Source organism: uncultured Leifsonia sp., from assembly GCF_945957465.1.
Classification (GTDB): domain Bacteria; phylum Actinomycetota; class Actinomycetes; order Actinomycetales; family Microbacteriaceae; genus Leifsonia.
Genome location: NZ_CAMFLC010000001.1, coordinates 223,540 through 242,380, shown reverse-complemented (window position 1 = coordinate 242,380; position 18,841 = coordinate 223,540). Strand labels below are relative to the sequence as shown.

Annotated in this window: 20 protein-coding genes; 17 read left to right on the top strand and 3 right to left on the bottom strand. The window is 69.9% G+C overall.

What is annotated here, in order from left to right:
- The 3 genes from Q0Q23_RS01090 to Q0Q23_RS01080 form a co-directional block, all read right to left on the bottom strand.
- Complete coding sequence (locus Q0Q23_RS01090) at positions 1-597, bottom strand: type IV toxin-antitoxin system AbiEi family antitoxin (RefSeq protein WP_295117969.1); 597 nt, start codon at positions 595-597, stop codon at positions 1-3.
- Between the two features lie 144 nt (positions 598-741).
- Positions 742-1,971 carry a DUF349 domain-containing protein gene (locus Q0Q23_RS01085; protein WP_295117966.1) on the bottom strand — a complete coding sequence of 410 codons (1,230 nt, stop codon included), beginning with the start codon at positions 1,969-1,971 and terminating at the stop codon, positions 742-744.
- A gap of 55 nt (positions 1,972-2,026) precedes the next feature.
- Entirely contained in the window at positions 2,027-2,797 is a 771-nt protein-coding gene (locus tag Q0Q23_RS01080) for a peptidylprolyl isomerase (protein ID WP_295117963.1), read from the bottom strand.
- Positions 2,798-2,941: 144 nt separating this feature from the next.
- Between Q0Q23_RS01080 and Q0Q23_RS01075 the strand changes: the two genes are divergently transcribed.
- The 17 genes from Q0Q23_RS01075 to Q0Q23_RS00995 all read left to right on the top strand — a co-directional run bounded on the left by Q0Q23_RS01075 (position 2,942) and on the right by Q0Q23_RS00995 (position 18,815).
- Positions 2,942-4,282: a replication-associated recombination protein A gene (locus Q0Q23_RS01075; protein ID WP_295117960.1), complete on the top strand. Its 1,341-nt coding sequence runs from the start codon at positions 2,942-2,944 to the stop codon at positions 4,280-4,282.
- Between the two features lie 197 nt (positions 4,283-4,479).
- On the top strand, positions 4,480-5,103 hold the full coding sequence (gene rpsD, locus Q0Q23_RS01070; RefSeq protein WP_295117957.1) for a 30S ribosomal protein S4: 624 nt from the start codon (positions 4,480-4,482) through the stop codon (positions 5,101-5,103).
- A 174-nt stretch (positions 5,104-5,277) separates the two neighbouring features.
- A complete protein-coding gene (locus Q0Q23_RS01065) occupies positions 5,278-5,655 on the top strand; it encodes a DUF948 domain-containing protein (protein WP_295117954.1) in 378 nt (125 codons plus the stop codon).
- 49 nt (positions 5,656-5,704) lie between these two features.
- Complete coding sequence (locus tag Q0Q23_RS01060; protein ID WP_055915845.1) at positions 5,705-5,896, top strand: hypothetical protein; 192 nt, start codon at positions 5,705-5,707, stop codon at positions 5,894-5,896.
- Between the two features lie 60 nt (positions 5,897-5,956).
- Positions 5,957-8,614: an alanine--tRNA ligase gene (gene alaS / locus Q0Q23_RS01055; RefSeq protein WP_295117949.1), complete on the top strand. Its 2,658-nt coding sequence runs from the start codon at positions 5,957-5,959 to the stop codon at positions 8,612-8,614.
- Between the two features lie 3 nt (positions 8,615-8,617).
- A complete protein-coding gene (gene ruvX / locus Q0Q23_RS01050; protein WP_295117946.1) occupies positions 8,618-9,085 on the top strand; it encodes a Holliday junction resolvase RuvX in 468 nt (155 codons plus the stop codon).
- A 49-nt stretch (positions 9,086-9,134) separates the two neighbouring features.
- Positions 9,135-10,712 (top strand): endolytic transglycosylase MltG, encoded by a 1,578-nt coding sequence (gene mltG, locus Q0Q23_RS01045; RefSeq protein ID WP_295117943.1) that lies wholly within the window; start codon positions 9,135-9,137, stop codon positions 10,710-10,712.
- On the top strand, positions 10,705-11,964 hold the full coding sequence (locus Q0Q23_RS01040; RefSeq protein WP_295117940.1) for a shikimate dehydrogenase: 1,260 nt from the start codon (positions 10,705-10,707) through the stop codon (positions 11,962-11,964). The genes mltG and Q0Q23_RS01040 overlap by 8 nt, the downstream gene beginning before the upstream one ends.
- Before the next feature lie 103 nt (positions 11,965-12,067).
- Positions 12,068-13,276 carry a chorismate synthase gene (gene aroC, locus Q0Q23_RS01035; protein ID WP_295117936.1) on the top strand — a complete coding sequence of 403 codons (1,209 nt, stop codon included), beginning with the start codon at positions 12,068-12,070 and terminating at the stop codon, positions 13,274-13,276.
- Positions 13,277-13,282: 6 nt separating this feature from the next.
- Entirely contained in the window at positions 13,283-13,792 is a 510-nt protein-coding gene (locus tag Q0Q23_RS01030) for a shikimate kinase (RefSeq protein WP_295117933.1), read from the top strand.
- A complete protein-coding gene (gene aroB, locus Q0Q23_RS01025) occupies positions 13,785-14,864 on the top strand; it encodes a 3-dehydroquinate synthase (protein WP_295117930.1) in 1,080 nt (359 codons plus the stop codon). The genes Q0Q23_RS01030 and aroB overlap by 8 nt, the downstream gene beginning before the upstream one ends.
- 97 nt (positions 14,865-14,961) lie before the next feature.
- Positions 14,962-15,399, top strand: coding sequence for a type II 3-dehydroquinate dehydratase (locus Q0Q23_RS01020; RefSeq protein WP_295117927.1), 438 nt, complete (start codon positions 14,962-14,964; stop codon positions 15,397-15,399).
- A 99-nt stretch (positions 15,400-15,498) separates the two neighbouring features.
- Positions 15,499-16,062 (top strand): elongation factor P, encoded by a 564-nt coding sequence (gene efp, locus Q0Q23_RS01015; RefSeq protein WP_055915862.1) that lies wholly within the window; start codon positions 15,499-15,501, stop codon positions 16,060-16,062.
- The gene (nusB, locus tag Q0Q23_RS01010; RefSeq protein WP_208039424.1) at positions 16,062-16,484 is read left to right on the top strand and encodes a transcription antitermination factor NusB; all 423 of its coding nucleotides are present in this window, start codon (positions 16,062-16,064) and stop codon (positions 16,482-16,484) included. The genes efp and nusB overlap by 1 nt, the downstream gene beginning before the upstream one ends.
- Positions 16,481-17,197 carry a thioredoxin domain-containing protein gene (locus Q0Q23_RS01005; protein ID WP_295117920.1) on the top strand — a complete coding sequence of 239 codons (717 nt, stop codon included), beginning with the start codon at positions 16,481-16,483 and terminating at the stop codon, positions 17,195-17,197. The genes nusB and Q0Q23_RS01005 overlap by 4 nt, the downstream gene beginning before the upstream one ends.
- 77 nt (positions 17,198-17,274) lie before the next feature.
- Positions 17,275-17,826, top strand: a complete 552-nt coding sequence (gene pyrR, locus Q0Q23_RS01000) for a bifunctional pyr operon transcriptional regulator/uracil phosphoribosyltransferase PyrR (protein ID WP_295117917.1) — start codon at positions 17,275-17,277, stop codon at positions 17,824-17,826.
- A complete protein-coding gene (locus Q0Q23_RS00995; protein ID WP_295117914.1) occupies positions 17,823-18,815 on the top strand; it encodes an aspartate carbamoyltransferase catalytic subunit in 993 nt (330 codons plus the stop codon). Before pyrR ends, Q0Q23_RS00995 begins: the two co-directional genes overlap by 4 nt.
- The last annotated feature ends 26 nt before the right edge of the window (positions 18,816-18,841 follow it).

Genomic DNA, 18,841 nt, shown 5'->3' with positions numbered 1-18,841 from the left:
TCACGCGGGCTCCGCGAACTCGGCCGGATCCGCGAACTCGGCCGATCCTGGTAGCTCCGCGCGCTCGATGCCGGCCAGGCGCATGACCGCCCGTGCGGCGCCGCGCCGACGCGAGCTCGCCAGGCGGCCCGCCAGGTCCTCGGGCGAGGCCCGTGCGATCGCCAGCAGGTGCCTCGCTTCGAGTGCCTCCGCGGCGCCGAAGACCGGGAGCGTGAGTACGAGGTCCATCGCGGTGCGCAACGGGGTCGTCACCCACACCCCGTCGAGGTCGAGCGTGTCTGCCGGGCCGAGCGCGTGCTGGTGCGCGTCGAAGCCGGTGGGCACCCGACCTCGGCTCCTGCGGTCGATGCAGACTTGCGGTTGCAGGGGAGGCGTGGAGCGAGTGCCGTGGATCCAAGCGGCCGTGCCCCGGTCGGCGACCAGCCGGCCGGGGCGAAGCGCGCCGAACGCCTGAGCGCGCAACGCCGGCGTGTCAGGCGTGTCGATCGCCGCGAAGGCCTCGCCGACCCGGTAGAGCTGGCCGTCGAGCACGAGCGAGAACAGCTCGGCGAGCGGGAGGACGGTGCGGTCGAACAGGAGCGGGCATGCAGTGGTCATGCCCTCAGCCTGATGCCCGGACAGCGCGCGACCGGGGCGATTCCGTGAAGCCGTGGAGACGTCGTCCGCGAGTCGTCCTGTGGAGGACCGACAGGTGAACGCCCGGCCGGTCGCGAATCGCGACCGTACGACCCGAACAGCGGATCAGCCCAGAGCGTCGAGCCAGACCTTGCGGGCGTCCAGCGCTTCCTGGGCCTCCTTGACCTTGGCGGAGTCGCCGCTGGCCTTGGCCTCCTCGAGCTCCTGCTCCAGCTTCGCGATCGCAGCGTTGAGCTGGCTCGCCAGCCCCTCGGAGCGCGCCTTCTTCTCGGGATCGTTGCGCTCCCAGTGCTCCTCGTCGAGGCGGCGCACGGCCGACTCGACCTTGCGCAGCCGGTCTTCGATCGGTCTCACCTGGTCGCGCGGCACACGGCCGATGGCGTCCCAGCGCTCTTGGATGGAGAGCAGCTTGGCGCGAGCGGTCTCTCGATCCTTCTCGTTCAGGAGGGGCTCCGCCTCGTCGAGCAGTGCGAGCTTGAGCTCGAGGTTGGCCTGGTACTCCTCGTTGTCGCGGGCGTCCACCTCGGCCTTCGCGGAATAGATCGCGTCACCCGCGGCTTTGAAGCGTGCCCAGAGGGCGTCGTCGTTCTTCTTGCCCGCGCGGCCGGCGAGCTTCCACTGGTCGAGGAGCCTCCGGTACTCCGGAACACCGTCGGCCCCGAGCGGGATGAGGCGCTCGGCCTGCTCGATGAGCGCGTTCTTCCGGGAGCGCACGTCGCGGTGCTGGTTGTCGAGCTCGGCGAAGAAGGCCTTGCGATTGTGCTCGATGGTCGACCGCGCCGCGCGGAAGCGCTTCCACAGTTCGTTGGCTTCGTTCTTGGGGAGCCGCGGACCGTCGTGCTGGTGCGCCTGCCAGCTGGCGAAGAGGGCGTCGAGCTCGGCGGTGGTCTGCTTCCACTGCGTGCGCGCGGGATCCTGCGCCGCGAGCGCTTCGGCTTGCTCGACGATCGCGCTCCTCTCGGCGATGGCCCGCTCCAGCGCGGCCTTGGCCTCGGCGCTCTGCTGCTCGGTGAGCTCTTCGACGGTGCCGCCGAGTGCATCCAGGCGGGCGAGGAGCGAGGGGAGGTCGCCGACCGCATTGGCACCCTCGACCGACGCGCGCAGGCTGGCGACCGACTTCGCGACGTCGGCGGCGGGGGCGCCGCGGCGGGCGCGCTGCTCCAGCAGGCCGACCTGGCCGGCGAGGTCGGTGTACTTGCGTTCGAAGTACGCGATCGCCTCCTCCGGCGTGCCGTCCGGGTACTCGCCGACGGCACGCTCGCCGTCGCCCTCGCGGACGTACACGGTGCCGGTCTCGTCGACGCGACCCCAGGGGTGCTGTTCAGAAGTAGCCAAGAGCCTCACCTTGCTTGCGTGCCACGTTGGGAATCAGCCTATTGCACACGCAGGATCACTGCAGCGTGAAGCTGTCGATCTTCGTCGTCACGGCGGGCTTGCCGTCGGTGCCGCCGCCCTGTACGCCCTTGTCGGCGACATCCGTCACGAGAGTGTCCAGACCGCTGGTGATCGTGCCGATGACCGTGTACCCGCCTGCCGCGTCGGACGGGATGGTGGTGTCTTTGTAGACGATGAAGAACTGGCTGCCCTGGCTGTCGGCGTTGCCGCCCTGACGCGCCATGGCGATGGTGCCGGCCGGGTACTTGTCGTCCTTCGGCGCGTTCTCGATCGGGCCGTACGAGTAGCCGGGGCCGCCGGAGCCGTCGCCCTTGGGGTCGCCGCACTGCAGCACGTAGAAGCCGCCGTTGGTGAGCCGGTGGCAGGTGAGGCCGTCGTAGAACTTCTTCCGCACGAGCGAGATCGTCGACGAGACGGCCTGTGGTGCCGCGGCGCCGTCCAGCGAGACGCCGAGCTTGATCCCGTTGATCGTGAGATCGCCCGTCCACGTGCGTCCCTCGGCGATCGACTTCGACGGGACTCCCGCCGCCGTCGAGGCGGAGGGGGACGGCGAGGCGGACGCGCTGGTCGCCGCCGGCTTCGAGAAGAAGAGCAACTGCGTCCCGATCGCCAGCGCGACGATCACGATCACCGCGATCCCGCCGATCCAGTTGTCGCGCTTGCGGCGCTTCACCTTCTCTTCGTGAACGGTCTGGCGCGCCTGGTAGGCGCGCAGGCGTTCGCGGGCCTGGCGTGCGTCGCGGTCGTTCTGCTTGCTGGGTGCCACGTCTGTCCTCCGGGGGCGCCGTCGAGCGGGGGATGGTCTGCCATCGAGCCGATGGGATGCTGCACGAACCTTATCCGTCGCGGCTATGAGCTCCCAAACCCGCCCGACCGGCCCCATGTCAGCGGCTGCGACTAATCTTGTCGGGTGGTCGACGTGCAACCTGGGCTCCGGACGGGAGCGACGCCTCTCGCCGTGCGCATGCGGCCGAAGTCGCTCGACGAGGTCGCCGGTCAGCGCCACCTGCTCCGCCCCGGTTCGCCCCTCGTCGCCCTGGCGACCGACAAGGAGGGCCAGTCCGGCTCTGTCTCCGTCATCCTGTGGGGCCCTCCCGGAACGGGCAAGACGACCCTCGCGCAGGCCATCGCCCACTCCTCGGGGCGCCGGTTCGTCGAGCTCTCCGCTGTCACCGCCGGGGTGAAGGACGTTCGCCTGGTGATGGAGGAGGCGCTCTCCACGCGCGACCTCTACGGCGTCTCGACCGTGCTGTTCCTCGACGAGATCCACCGGTTCACCAAGGCGCAGCAAGACGCCTTGCTCCCCGGAGTGGAGAACGGCTGGGTCATCCTCGTCGCCGCGACCACCGAGAACCCGTCCTTCTCGGTGATCTCTCCGCTGCTCTCGCGTTCGCTCCTGCTGACGCTCGAGACGCTGAGCGACGACGACCTGGGCGTCGTGATCGACCGGGCCGTCGCCGACGACCGCGGCCTGGCCGGCAAGTACACCCTCGACGACGAGGCGCGCGCCGCGCTCATCCGGCTCGCGTCCGGCGACGCCCGCCGCGCTCTCACCGCTCTGGAGGCCGCGTCGGTCTCCGCCGCGTCGGCGACGCCCGCGACCTCCAAGAAGAAGCCCGTCATCACGGCGGAGCTCGTGGCCCAGGCGGTCGACCGCGCGCTGCTGCGCTACGACCGCAACGGCGACGAGCACTACGACGTCATCAGCGCGTTCATCAAGTCCGTCCGAGGGTCCGACGTCGACGCCGCTCTGCACTATCTCGCGCGGATGATCGAGGCGGGGGAGGACCCGCGATTCATCGCCCGCAGAATCATCGTCTCGGCTTCGGAAGACATCGGGATGGCCGATCCGCAGGCGCTCGTCGTCGCGATCGCCGCCGCCGACGCCGTGCAGTACATCGGCATGCCGGAGGGTCGCATCCCGCTCGCGCAAGCGGTCGTCCATCTCGCAACCGCCCCCAAGTCGAACGCCGCCTACATGGCGTTGGACGCCGCCATCGCCGACGTGCGCGCCGGCAAGATCGGCCGCGTCCCCAAGCACCTGCGCGATGCGCACTACCCGGGTGCCAAGCGGCTCGGTCACGGCAAGGGCTACAAATACCCCCACGACGACGCGCTCGGCGTTCTCGAGCAGCAGTATCTGCCCGACGAATTGCGCGAGACCACCTATTACACGCCGACCGAACACGGTAACGAGCGCGACGTCGCGGCACGGCTGGCGAAGCTGCGCCGCATCGTGCGCGGGCGCTGACCGCGATCTGCTAGAATCGACGGGCCTAGAAGCGTGTTCAGGGTGCGGCTGCCCGACACACGTCTTCGACGGGACCAGCCCTGTAGCCGGGCGTCCCTGGCGTGAATCCCTCTCTCTTGCAGGTGAAAAACCCTGCGCAGTGCGCCCCTGTGCGCTCTGCGACCAACATTTCGTAGAGAGAAAACCGAAAGGAAACCGTGTCTTCACGTTCCCGCAGCAAGACCCGCGAGTCGCGCGCCCTGGGCATCGCCCTGACCCCGAAGGCGGCCCGCTACATGGAGAAGCGCCCGTACGCCCCGGGTGAGCACGGCCGCACCAAGCGCAAGGCCGACTCCGACTACGCCGTGCGTCTGCGCGAGAAGCAGCGTCTTCGCGCCCAGTACGGCATCCGCGAGAAGCAGATCCGCATCGCGTTCGAAGAGGCGCGTCGCACCCAGGGCCTGACCGGTGAGAACCTGGTGGAGCTCCTCGAGATGCGTCTCGACGCCCTCGTGCTCCGCGCCGGCTTCGCCCGCACCATCTCGCAGGCCCGCCAGTTCGTGGTGCACCGCCACATCCTGGTCGACGGCAAGATCGTGGACCGCCCGTCGTTCCGCGTGAAGCCGGGTCAGCTCATCCACGTCAAGGCCCGCTCCGAGGGCACCGAGCCCTTCCAGGTCGCGGCCGCCGGCGGACACGTCGACGTCCTGCCCAAGGTCCCGGCCTACCTCGACGTCGAGATCGACAAGCTGCAGGCCCGCCTCGTGCGTCGCCCGAAGCGCGTCGAGGTCCCCGTCACGTGCGAGGTCCAGCTGGTCGTCGAGTACTACGCCGCCCGCTGAGGCAGCCGAACTCGAGACAGAGTCCCGGAACGGGGTCGTGGCTTCGGCCACGGCCCCGTTCTGCTTCAGTCGCTCGAGCGCGCTTCGCGCCGCATCGTCCGGATGCGGGGTTCCCGTCCGCGCGGTTCCCGATACGCTGGCATGTATGCCCGTCTCGGAATGGAGGGAGCCGACATGTCTGGAGGCGACATCGCTGGTCTGATCGCGGCGGGGGTCTTCGCCGTCCTGGTCGCGTTCATCGCGGTCCCGTTGCTCAAGCTGGGGCGCGTCCTCGACTCCACGCGGGATGCCATCAAGGAGGCCAGCGACGGCATCACGCCGATCCTCGACGAGACGGCCACCACTCTCCAGGAGACCAACAAGCAGCTCGCGCGGGTCGACGTCATCACGAAGAACGTGGCCGATGTCACCGGCAATGTGTCGGCGCTCGTGGCGCTCTTCGCCGCGACCGTGGGCGGGCCGCTGATCAAGCTGGCCGGGTTCAGTGCCGCCGTGCGCGCGGCCTTCCGGGTGCCCGGAGCGACCGGCCGTTCCCGCCGCAAGGCGGACTAGACTTGCGCGAGTGCGCCCACGCACGCATCCACGGAGGGAAGATCCTGCAATGAAGAGTTTCCTGTGGCTCCTGATCGGCGTCGCCGTCGGCTTCGTCGTCGCCCACAAGGTCAACGAGACCCCCAAGGGTCGCGAGTTCTTCGGCACGCTCGACAAGAAGGCGCGCGACTTCGGGGAGGCCGTCTCGGACGGTTATCGCCAGCGCGAGGCCGAGATCCGCTCGGCCATCGACGGCGACTGATCCCCGCCCTCTCCTCCCGCCTCCCTCGAACGACCGCACCGCCTCGAATGACCGGAACCCATGCAGACTGCTGAAATCCACCGCCGCTGGCTCGACTTCTTCGCCACGCGCGGTCACACCGTCGTCCCCTCCGCCTCGCTCGTCAGCGACGACCCGTCGCTGCTGTTCACGGTGGCCGGGATGGTGCCCTTCGTTCCCTACCTCACCGGGGTCGTCCCGGCTCCCTTCCCGCGCGCCACGAGCGTGCAGAAGTGCATCCGCACCCTCGACATCGAGGAGGTCGGCAAGACCCCGCGGCACGGCACCTTCTTCCAGATGTGCGGCAACTTCTCCTTCGGCGACTACTTCAAGGAGCAGGCGATCACCTTCGCCTGGGAGCTGCTGACCTCGTCCGAGCACGAGGGCGGCCTCGGCTTCGATCCCGCGGACCTCTGGGTCACGGTCTACGAGGAGGACGACGAGGCGCGCGAGATCTGGAGCCGCGTGGCTGGGCTGCCGGCCGAGCGCATCCAGGGCCTCGGCAAAGACACCAACTACTGGTCGACCGGCCAACCGGGCCCGGCGGGGCCCTGTTCCGAGATCTTCTTCGACCGCGGCCCGGCCTACGGCGTCGACGGCGGCCCCGCGACAGACGACGACCGGTACGTCGAGATCTGGAACCTCGTCTTCATGCAGTATCTGCGCGGCGAGGGGACCGGCAAGAAGGACTTCGACATCCTCGGCGACCTTCCCAAGAAGAACATCGACACGGGCCTCGGACTCGAGCGCGTCGCGTTCATCAAGCAGGGCGTCGACAACATGTACGAGATCGACCAGGTGCGCCCGGTGCTCGATCGAGCCGCGGAGCTCGCGGGCAAGCCCTACGGCAACGAGGCGCACGAGGATGACGTGCGGCTGCGCGTCGTCGCCGACCACGTGCGCAGTGCGCTCATGCTGATGACCGACGGCGTGACGCCGTCGAACGAGGGCCGTGGCTACGTCCTGCGCCGGCTGCTGCGCCGCACCGTGCGCGCGATGCGTCTCCTCGGCGTCGAGACGGCGACCTTCCCCGAGCTGTTCCCCGCCTCGCGCGACGCGATGAAGGCGGCGTACCCGGAGGTCGAGGCCGAGTTCGCCCGCACCTCCCAGCTCGCGTACGCGGAGGAGGAGACCTTCCTCCGCACGCTCGCTGCCGGCACCAGCATCCTCGACACGGCGGTGGCGAACACCCGCAAGGCGGGGAGCACCCGGCTCGCGGGCGACACGGCCTTCCTGCTGCACGACACGTACGGCTTCCCGATCGACCTGACCCTGGAGATGGCCGAGGAGGCGGGGCTCAGCGTCGACCGCACGGCGTTCGACACGTTGATGGCCGATCAGCGCGCTCGCGCGAAGGCCGACGCCAAGGCGAAGAAGACCGCGCTGGCCGACCTCTCGGTGTACAGCGCGTTCCGTGCGCAGGGCGAGACCGTCTTCACCGGCTACACCGACCTCGAGACCGAGTCGAGCGTGCTCGGACTGATCGTCGACGGTCAGTCGGTGAACGCAGCGCGCGAGGGGCAGGTCGCCGAGGTCATCCTGGGCGCGACCTCGCTTTACGCGGAGTCCGGCGGCCAGAGCGCCGACGCCGGCACGATCGTCGGCCCGGGCTACGAGCTCGACGTGCTCGACGTGCAGAAGCCGGTCAAGGGTCTCATCAGCCACAAGGTCCTCGTGCGCAGCGGCGAGGTCGGCGTCGGCGCGCCCGCGACCAGCCTGGTCGACGCGCAGTACCGGCGCGGGGCGACGCAGGCGCACTCGGGCACGCACATCATCCATGCCGCCCTGCGGCAGGTGCTCGGCCCGAACGCCCACCAGTCGGGCTCGTTCAACAAGGCCGGCTACCTGCGCCTCGACTTCTCGTGGAACCAGGCGCTGTCCGCGGAGACGCGCAGCGAGATCGAGGAGATCTCGAACAACGCGATCCGGGACAACCTGCAGGTCACGACCCGGGAGCTCCCGCTCGCCGAGGCGAAAGCGCTCGGGGCGATGGCGCTCTTCGGCGAGAAGTACGGCGACGTCGTCCGCGTCGTCGACATCGGCGGTCCCTGGTCCCGCGAACTCTGCGCGGGCACCCACGTGTCCACCAGCGCCGAGATCGGGATGATCAACCTGATCAGCGAGTCGTCGGTCGGCTCGACCAACCGGCGGGTCGAGTCGCTGGTCGGCTTGGAGGCGTTCCAAGACCTCGCGGTCGAGCGGACGATCGTCTCCCAGCTGTCCGGCGCGTTGAAGACCCCGCGCGAGCAGCTCCCCGAGAAGATCGCCGACCTGATGGCGAGCCTCAAGGCCGCTGAGAAGCGCATCCAAGCGTTCGAAGCGCGCGCGGTGCTCGACAAGGTTCCGGCCCTGCTGGAGTCGGCCACGCGGCGCGGCGCCGTCGCGGTGGTCGCGGAGGACGCGGGGACGCTCAATTCGGCGGACGACCTGCGCCTGCTGGTGACGACGGTGCGCGAGCGTCTGGGCTCGGAGCCGGCGACGGTCGCGCTGGCCGCCCGTGCCGCGGGCAAGCCCGTCGTCATCGTGGCCACCAACCAGGCCGCGCGCGATGCCGGGGTGAATGCCGGCGCTCTGGCCAAGACCGCCGCCGGGGTGCTCGGCGGAGGAGGCGGCGGCAAGGCCGACCTCGCACAGGGTGGTGGCACGGATTCCGAGGCGATCCCCGCCGCGCTGTCCGCCGTGGTCTCGGCGATCGGCTGACGCGTGCGCAGCGGAGTCCGCCTCGGCATCGACGTCGGCAAGGTCCGGATCGGTGTGAGCCGGTCGGACCCGCACGGGATGCTGGCGACGCCGCTGGAGACGGTCTCACGCTCCGAAGACGCTGCGGATCGCCGCAGGATCGCGGACATTGTGACCGAACTCGGAGTTTTCGAGATTATCGTCGGGTTACCTCTGGCGCTCTCGGGTGCGCACACTGCTTCGACGGCGGACGCCGTCTCGTTCGCGGAAGCGCTCGAAGCCGAGGTCGAGACTCCCGTTCGTCTCGTGGACGAGCGGCTCTCGACCGTTTCGGCCCACTCGGCCCTGCGAGCGTCGGGCAAGAACTCCAAAAGCGCGCGTCCGGTGGTGGATCAGGTGGCCGCCACGATAATTTTGCAGCACGCCCTCGACGCGGAGCGCGCTTCTGGCCGTCCGCCGGGCCGTCCCGTCGAACCGAGCATTGGACCCTAGTTTGTCGCAGAACCCGCAGGAGAAGCCGGAACCCCCTGCCTTCCCCGCCGTGAACCGGCAGCCTCTGACACGCCGAGAGGCCCGAGAGGCCAGGGCGGCTCAGGAGGCGCTGGGAGCTCAGGAGGCACTGGGAGCTCAGGAGGCACTGGGAGCTCAGGAGGCCAAGCAGCCCACGGGAGCTCCGGAGGCCTCGGGACCTGCACCTCAGCCGGCCGACGAGCGCCACCCGCACACCCCGGGGCCGTGGACCCCGCCGCCCGCCGAGACCTCCGCCCACCGGCAGACGCTCGCCGGGCTCGACTTCGACGCTGTTGTGACCGGTCCGATCCCCGTCGACGGCGACCGGGACGCACCGACGGCCCGCGAGGTCGTCGGCGCGGCCTCCCGGCACGAGGCGGCGCACGGCGCATCCGGCACGGAGCACGGGCGGTTCGAGGACCCTGCGCACGCGATCTTCTCGCCACTGTCCGATGACCGCGGTGAGGTCGGAGGCAGCGAGCGCGAGCACCCGCTCGCGTGGCGGCAGCAGAAGTACCTGTCGGACGACAAACCGCCCAAGCGCAAGCGGCGCTGGGTGAAGCCGCTCGTCGTCACCGTCGTCATCGTGGCTGTCCTCGGCGGTCTGGCCGGGGGCGCCTATGCGGCGTTCCAGCCGCAGGTCGCCAAGCTCATCACGGCCCTGTCCCCGGTCGATAACGACTACACCGGCTCCGGCACCGGTCAGGTGGCGTTCACGATCAAGTCGGGCGACACCGGATCCTCGATCGCGACCAACCTGCAGAAGGCCGGCGTCACCAAAAGCTACGACGCGTTCTATTCACTGCTGCTCCGCCAGCATCCCGAGGTCGAGTTCCAGCCCGGGGTGTTCAAACTGGCCAAGGGGATGAGTGCTCAGGCGGCCCTCACCGCCCTGCAGGATCCCGCCAACCGCATGCAGAACACCGCCGTCATCCCGGAGGGGACGGCGGAGAAGGACGCTCTGCAGACCGTGTCGGACGCGACGAAGATCCCGTTGGCCGAGCTCCAGCAGGCGGCGGCCAACCCGGCGGAGTACGGCCTGCCGTCGCAGGCGACCTCGCTGGAGGGCTTCCTCTTTCCGGCGACCTACACGTTCCCGCCCGGAGCATCGGCGCACGATGTGGTCAAGACCATGGTCGATCGGTCGTTCCAGTCGCTCGATGAGGCCGGCGTGGCTCCGGCCGACCGGTGGAACACGGTGCTGCTCGCGTCGATCGTGCAACGCGAAGCCGGGCTGAAGGACGACTACCCGAAGGTCGCGCGCGTGTTCCTCAACCGGCTCGCCCAGGGCTGGGATCTGCAGTCGGACGCGACGGTCGCCTACGGCACCGGCAACACGCACCGGGTGGAGACCACTGACGCCGAGCGCGCGGATGCATCGAACCCGTACAACACCTACGTGCATCCGGGGCTGCCGGTGGGACCGATCTCGAACCCGGGCGATCTGGCGATCAACGCGGTCGTGCACCCGGCGGACGGACCGTGGATGTTCTTCGTCACCTGGAACCTCAAGACCGGCGAGACGATCTTCTCCACGACGGAGGCGGAGCACGAGGCGGCGGTCGAGAAGTGGCAGCAGTGGATGAAGGACAACCCCGGCTATGAGTGACGATCCGAAGACCAGGTCGTCCGCGAAGAGCACCGCGGCGAGCCGCAAGCCCGCGCAGAAGCGGACCGCCGGCGAAGCCGTGATCGAAGAGCACGGAGAAGCCGCGGTCGAGGAGACCCTGGCCGACGACGTCTCGGTCGAGGACGGCGTGTCCGAAGCCTCCGCCGAGGCGCAGATCGCCGCACTCGTCGACGCCGAGCGCGAAGCCGAGGCGGAGGAGGCTGCGATCGCGGCGGCCGAGGAGGCGGCGGACAGCGAAGAGCCGCTCGACGATGAGTCCGATGCCGACGAGTCCGATGCCGACGACTCCGAGGCCGACGCGCCGAACGCCGACGAACCGCCAGGCATCGAAGCGCCCGTCCCGACCCGTCCTGCGCGCCGCCTGGCCGTCCTGGGCTCGCCGATCGGCCATTCCCAGTCTCCGGTACTGCATCGCGCCGCCTACGACGCGCTCGGTCTGCCGTGGTCGTATGAGCCGGTCGACGTGGCCGAGGACCGGTTGGCCGACTTCATCGACGGTCTGGGCCCGGAGTGGCGCGGCCTCTCGCTCACGATGCCGCTCAAGCAGACGGTCGTCCCTCTGCTGTCGTCGGTGGACCGCGTCGCCGAGCAGACCGGCGTCGTCAACACGGTGCTGCTCGACGGCGACGCGATCAGCGGATTCAACACCGATGTGGCCGGCATCGTCCGTGCTCTCGGCGCAGCGGGGCTGGAGAGTGCGCGTTACGTCCACGTACTCGGTGGAGGAGCGACGGCCGCGTCTGCGCTGGTCGCCGCAGCGGAACTCGGGGCGGAGCGGGTCGACGTGCACGTGCGAGACCTCCAGAAGAGCCTCTGGCTGGAGCCGCTGGCCCACGAACTCGGCCTGATGGTCCGGATCCGCTCGTTCGCCCAGGCCGACCGCTCGCTCGACGTGCCCGAGCTCCTCATCAGCACGCTTCCGGGCGGCGCGGTCACGGCGGCGGTCTACACCGACTCGACCCGACGCAGGGCTGTGCTGCTCGACGTCGCCTACGACCCGTGGCCGAGCCCGTTGGGCCGGTCCTGGCAGCTGGTCGGCGGGAGAGTCGTCTCCGGGCTCGCGATGCTGACGCACCAGGCGCTGTTGCAGGTGCGGATCTTCGTCTCCGGCGACCCGCTGCAGCCGTTGCCCGACGAGGCCGTGGTCCTGGAGGCGATGCTCGCCGCGGTCGGGATCGACGCGCAGGGCGCTCCGGTCGGCGACGGCTCGGAGGCCGCAGAGCCGGAGTGACGGCTCGGCCCGACCGCGGGCTCGTCCACCTGACCCGGATGATCGGTGGAGCCCGGGCGTAACGGCGCGAAGCGCGCCTTCGCCGCTGTGCCAGAATCGAAGCATGCTTCGTTGGCTCACGGCCGGGGAATCCCACGGCCCCGAACTCATCGCCGTCCTGGAGGGCCTCCCCGCCGGAGTTCCCGTCTCGCTGGACGCGGTCCGCGCCGACCTCGCCCGCCGCAAGCTCGGTTATGGGCGTGGGGCGCGGATGAAGTTCGAGCAGGACGCTCTGGACTTCTCGGGCGGCGTCCGCCACGGGCTGAGCCTCGGCAGCCCCATCGCGCTGCGGATCGGCAACACCGAGTGGCCCAAGTGGGTCGACGTGATGAGCGCGGAGCCGGTCGCGCCCGAGAAGCTCGCGACCGGTCGCGGCGCCGCTCTGACCCGCCCGCGTCCCGGGCATGCCGACCTCGTCGGAATGCAGAAGTACGGCTTCGACGAAGCGCGTCCCGTGCTGGAGCGCGCGAGCGCGCGCGAGACCGCCGCCCGGGTCGCGCTCGGCGCGGTGGCCCGGTCGTTCCTCGCCGAGCTCGGCATCACCCTGGTCAGTCACACGCTCTCGATCGGCCCCGTGCGGGTTCCGGAGGACGCCCCGCTGCCCACCCCGGCCGACGTCGCGACGCTCGACGCCGACCCGTTGCGCTGCTTCCACCCCGCGACCTCCGAGCGGATGGTGGCGGAGGTGGACGACGCCCACAAGGACGGGGACACCCTCGGCGGCGTCGTGGAGGTGCTGGCCTACGGCCTTCCGCCGGGGCTCGGCTCCCACGTGCACTGGGACCGCCGGCTCGACGGCCAGCTCGCGGCGGCGCTCATGGGCATCCAGGCCATCAAGGGGGTGGAGGTCGGCGACGGCTTCCTCACGACCACGCGTCGCGGCTCGCAGGCGCACGACGAACTGGTCGCCGAAGACGGCACCATCGTGCGCACGAGCGACCGCGCAGGCGGCACCGAGGGTGGAATGAGCACCGGAGGCGTGCTGCGGGTCCGCGCCGGCATGAAGCCGATCGCGACGGTTCCGCACGCGCTCCGCACGATCGACGTCTCGACGAGCGAGGCGGCACCGGCCCACCACCAGCGTTCCGACGTCTGCGCGGTGCCGGCCGCGGGTGTCGTCGCCGAGGCGATGGTCGCGTTGGTGCTCGCCAACGCAGTGCTGGAGAAGTTCGGGGGAGACTCGGTGGCCGAGACGGCCCGCAATCTGCGCGGCTACCTCGACGCGATCCCCGACAACCTGTCGACGGAGCGCGTCAGCGCGCCCTACGCCTGAGCGACCGTGACGATCGTTCTCATCGGTCCTCCGGCCGCCGGCAAGTCGCGGCTGGGCAAGCGCCTTGCCAGGCGACTCGACCTCCCGTTCGTCGACACCGACGCGGTCGTGACAGCGGAGCACGGCGCGATCGCGGAGATCTTCGCGCAGCACGGCGAACCGTATTTCCGCAGGCTGGAGCGCGCCGCCGTCGCCGAGGCGGTGGCGCGACCCGGCGTCGTCTCACTGGGTGGCGGGGCCGTGCTCGACCCCGATACCCGGCATGACCTGGCGGCGACGCGCGTCGTACTGCTGACCGTGCAGCCCGCGGTGATCGCCTCGCGGATCACGAGCGGCAGGCGGCCTCTCGTGACGGACGTCGAGTCGTGGAAGCGGCTCGTGGAGGCGAGGCGGCCGCTGTACGAGTCGCTGGCGGACTACACGGCGGACACGTCCTCCCGGCCGATCGACGCCATCGTGGATGAGATCGCACGCTGGATCGAAGACCCTGCCTCGAAGAAGGAGCCCCATGACTGACCAGCCCACCGAGATCCTCGTCGCCGGAGCCGAGCAGTACCCGGTCGTCATCGGCAGAGGCCTGCGGTTCGGGCTCGCCCAGCACCTCGGTCCGGGTGTGAGCAAGGTGCTCGTCGTGCATCCTCCGACGCTGGGCGCCGCAGCGGCCGAACTCCGCGAGTCGCTGATCGGCCGGTACGAGGTTCTGCTCGCCGAGGTGCCGGACGCCGAGGCAGCGAAGCGCGTCGAGGTCGCCTCCTTCCTCTGGGGAATCATGGGCCAGGCGGATTTCACGCGCTCGGACGCGGTGATCGGCTTCGGTGGCGGCGCGGTGACCGATCTGGCCGGGTTCGTTGCGGCCACCTGGCTGCGCGGCGTGCGGCTCGTCCAGGTGCCGACCACGCTGCTGGGCATGGTGGATGCCGCTGTCGGCGGCAAGACCGGCATCAACACCGCGGAGGGCAAGAACCTCGTCGGCGCCTTCTACGCGCCGGCCGCAGTGGTCTGCGACCTGGACACGCTGACCTCCCTCGGGCGCAACGAGCTGCTCGCCGGCTTCGCCGAGGTCGTCAAGTACGGCTTCATCGCCGAGCCGGAGATCCTGGACATCATCGAGCGTGACGTCGACGTCGCGACCGACCCCGAGTCGCCGGAGTTCCGCCGGCTCATCGAGCTCTCGGTCGGCATCAAGGCCCGCGTGGTCGGGGAGGACTTCACGGAGCAGGGCCTGCGCGAGATCCTCAACTACGGGCACACCCTCGGCCACGCGATCGAGCACGCGGAGCGCTACCAGTGGCGGCACGGTGCAGCGGTGTCGGTCGGCATGGTGTTCGCCGCCGAGCTCGCGCGGCTGAGCGGGCGGCTGAGCGATGAGGTCGTGGAGCGGCATCGCCGGATCCTGGAGTCGCTCACGCTTCCGACGACGTATCCGGCGGGCCGGTGGCAGACGCTGCTGGCGACCATGCAGCGCGACAAGAAGGCGCGGGGGAGCCTGTTGCGGTTCATCGTCCTCGACGATCTCGCCCGGCCGACGATCCTCGCGGGCCCCGACCAGAGCCTGCTCTTCGCGGCGTATCAGGAGATCGGCTCCTGATGGCCGCGGTGCACGAGCGGTGGGAGGCCGGGCCCGGCGTGGCCGTTGCGCGCGTCCGTCCGCACGCCGATCGCCACGCATCGGTAGGGTGAACGGCATGGCATCCGTCCTCGTCCTCAATGGACCCAATCTCGGCCGGCTCGGTACGCGCGAGCCCGACGTCTACGGTGCCGGCAGCCTCGACGACCTGCGGACGGTGCTGCAGGCGGACGCTCCGGAACTGGACGTCGACCTCCGCCAGACCGACACCGAGGGCGAGTTGCTCGGCTGGCTGTACGAGGCGGCCGACGCGGGCACGCCGGTCATCCTCAACGCCGGTGCCTGGACGCACTACTCGTATGCGCTGCGCGACGCGGTCTCCCTGGTGACGAAGGCCGGAGGCACGGTCGTCGAGGTGCACCTGTCGAACCCGCACGCCCGGGAGGAGTTCCGGCACACGAGCGTCATCAGCGCGGTGTCGACGGGCGTGATCGCCGGGTTCGGGTTCGAGTCGTACCGGCTGGCACTGGCCTTCATTCGCCGAAACGCGCGCTGACGTCTAGAATCTTGTGGGGCTCCGCACGCCGAGCCCTCCGTGGACGGTGCCGAGCGCCGCATCCACCCGAATCTTCCGCAAACCGAATGGAACTCGCGCATGGCATCGACCGCTGACATCAAGAACGGCATCGTCCTCAACATCGACGGACAGCTCTGGAGCGTCATCGAGTTCCAGCATGTCAAGCCGGGCAAGGGTGGAGCGTTCGTCCGCACGAAGCTGAAGAACGTCACCACCGGCAAGACGGTCGACCGCACCTACAACGCCGGTGCGAAGATCGAGATCACCAACGTCGACCGCCGTGACTACCAGTACCTGTACCAGGACGGCGCGGACTTCGTGTTCATGGACACCAGCGACTACGACCAGATCACCATTCCCGGCCCGGTCGTCGGCGACGCCGCCAACTTCATGCTCGAGAACCAGAACGTCACGGTCGCGCTGCACGAGGGCTCGCCGCTCTACGTCGAGCTGCCGGCGTCGGTCGTTCTCGAGATCACCTACACTGAGCCGGGCCTCCAGGGCGACCGCTCGACCGGCGGCACCAAGCCGGCGACCGTCGAGACCGGCTACCAGATCCAGGTCCCGCTGTTCCTCGAGACCGGCACCAAGGTCAAGGTCGACACCCGCAGCGGCGACTACCTCGGCCGCGTCAACGACTAGTGAGCGCGAGGACCAAGGCGCGCAAGCGCGCGCTCGACGTGCTGTTCAGCGCCGACCTGCGGCAGTTGACGCTGCCGCAGGCGCTGGCCGCCGAGGCGGAGCGTGCCGCGAACGAGCCTACGCGCGAGGCGTCGTGGCTGTACGCGCGGGAGATCGTCGACGGCGTGATCGACCACCAGGACGAGATCGACGAGCAGATCGAGACGTACGCGCAGGGCTGGACCCTTGCCCGGATGCCGGCTGTCGATCGCGCGATCCTGCGCATCGGCGTCTGGGAGTTGCTGTTCAACGACGAGGTTCCCGACGGTGTCGCGATCTCGGAGGCCGTGGAGGCGGCGACCGTGCTCTCGACGGACGACTCGGCCGGCTTCGTGAACGGACTGCTCGCCAAGATCGCGCAGAACCGCCCGCAGCGCGCATGAGGACGCGGAGCAGGTTCGCGCGGATCGTCGCGGCCGCCTCGCTCGCGGTCGCAGTGACAGCGGGCGTCGCGTCCTGCTCGCTCCTCGGCGGCAACTCGAACGTGCCCGTCGCGACGGCGAAACCGCCGACGGGCACAGACGGCGCCGTCGATTTCGACGGCGGCGTCGTCGCGGCCGGCACCGGCTCGAAGAAGGTGGACATCTGGTTCGATGCGATGTGCCCGGTGTGCGGCGCCTTCGAGAAGACGAACGGCGAGACGCTGTCGAACGCCGTCCGGGACGGCGCGATCACACTGCGCCTGCACCCGCTGACCTTCCTCGACCGCGCGTCGAACGGCACCGGCTACTCCACGCGCGCGGCCGCGGCGCTGGTGTGCGTCGGCGTGCACGACCCCAACCGTGTTCTCGACTACTATCAGGCGCTCTTCACGAACCAGCCCGAAGAGAACTCCAACGGGCTGACCGACAAAGAGCTGGCCAAGCGTGCCGACGACCTCGGCATCTCCGACATCTCAGGTTGCATCGACCGCAGCGGGCCGTATCAGGCGTGGGCACAGGCGAACACCGCGCACTCGCAGTCGGGTCCGATCACGGTCGACGGCAAGAAGGTGCTCGACACCATCCAGGGCACGCCGACCGTGCTGCTGAACGGCAAGCAGTACACCGGGTCGATCAGCGACGAGAAGGAGTTCGCGAGCTTCCTCGGGCGCTGAGCGGCGCAGCTCCTGCTAGGCTCGACTCAATTGGCATCCTTTAACAGCCGTCCTGTGAGGCGGGGAAGGAGGTCGGCGTGACAGCGCGCACTGTGCTGCAGCAGGCTGACATCGCCCGGGCGTTGACTCGGATCTCCCACGAGATCCTGGAGTCCAACCGGGGTACGAACGATCTGGTGGTCCTCGGGATCCCGACGCGCGGCGTCGTGCTCGCCCGGCGGATCGCCGAGAACATCCAGCGCATCGAGCCGCAGTCGGTCGCTTCTCCCGACGAGATCGTCGGCTCGCTCGATGTGACGATGTACCGCGACGACCTGTCGCGGCATCCCACGCGAGCCCCGCAGCCGACCTCGTTGCCGGGCCCGATCGACGGCCGGACGGTCGTGCTCGTGGACGACGTGCTGTTCTCGGGCCGCACGATCCGGGCGGCGCTCGACGCGCTCAGCGACCTGGGGAGGCCGCGGGCCGTCCGCCTCGCGGTGCTGGTGGACCGGGGACACCGCGAGCTCCCCATCCGCGCCGACTTCGTCGGCAAGAACCTGCCGTCGGCGGCGGCGGAGCGCATCTACGTGCGGCTGGACGAGATCGACGGGGAGGAATCGGTGACGATCGAGGAGGCCGGCGCGTGAGGCACCTGCTCAGCACCAAGACCCTGTCTCGCGACGACGCCATCGCACTGCTCGACGTGGCAGAGGACATGGCGGACGTGCAGGACCGGGAGGTCAAGAAGCTGCCGACGCTGCGTGGCAAGACGGTCGTGAACCTCTTCTTCGAGGATTCCACCCGCACGCGCATCTCGTTCGAGGCCGCCGCCAAGCGGCTCTCGGCGGACGTGATCAACTTCTCCGCCAAAGGCTCGAGCGTGTCGAAGGGCGAGAGCCTGAAAGACACCGCCCAGACGCTCGCGGCGATGGGCGCGGACGCGGTCGTGGTGCGGCACAGCGCGTCCGGGGCGCCGCAGACGCTCGCGACCAGCGGCTGGATCGACGCCGGCGTGCTGAACGCGGGTGACGGGATGCACGAGCATCCGACGCAGGCGCTGCTCGACGCCTTCACCATGCGGCGCCGGCTGCACGGCGGCGCGTCGCGGGGCAAGGACCTCGACGGCGTGACGGTGACGATCGTCGGCGACATCCTGCACTCGCGGGTGGCACGCTCCAACGTGTGGCTGCTGCGGACCCTCGGTGCGCACGTGAGCCTCGTCGCTCCGCCCACGCTGCTTCCGGTGGACGTGTCGAGCTGGCCGGCGACGATCGGCTACGACCTCGACCGCGCGCTCGACGCCGAGCCGGATGTCGTGATGATGCTCCGCATCCAGGGCGAGCGCATGCACGCCGCGTACTTCCCGACGGAGCGCGAGTACGCCCGGCGCTGGGGGCTCGACGAGGAGCGGCTCGGCCGGCTGCGGCCGGATAGCATTGTCATGCATCCCGGACCGATGAACCGCGGGCTGGAGATCTCGGCGGCCGCCGCCGACTCGCCGCGGTCGACGGTGCGGGAGCAGGTCGCCAACGGTGTGTCCGTGCGAATGGCGGCGCTGTACCTGCTGCTGTCCGGTGGCGACCGCGACGGCCAGAAGACGAATGAGGAGCCACCGGCGAACGGCGGTGTGCGATGAGCGACGGTGTGGACGAGAGCGACAGG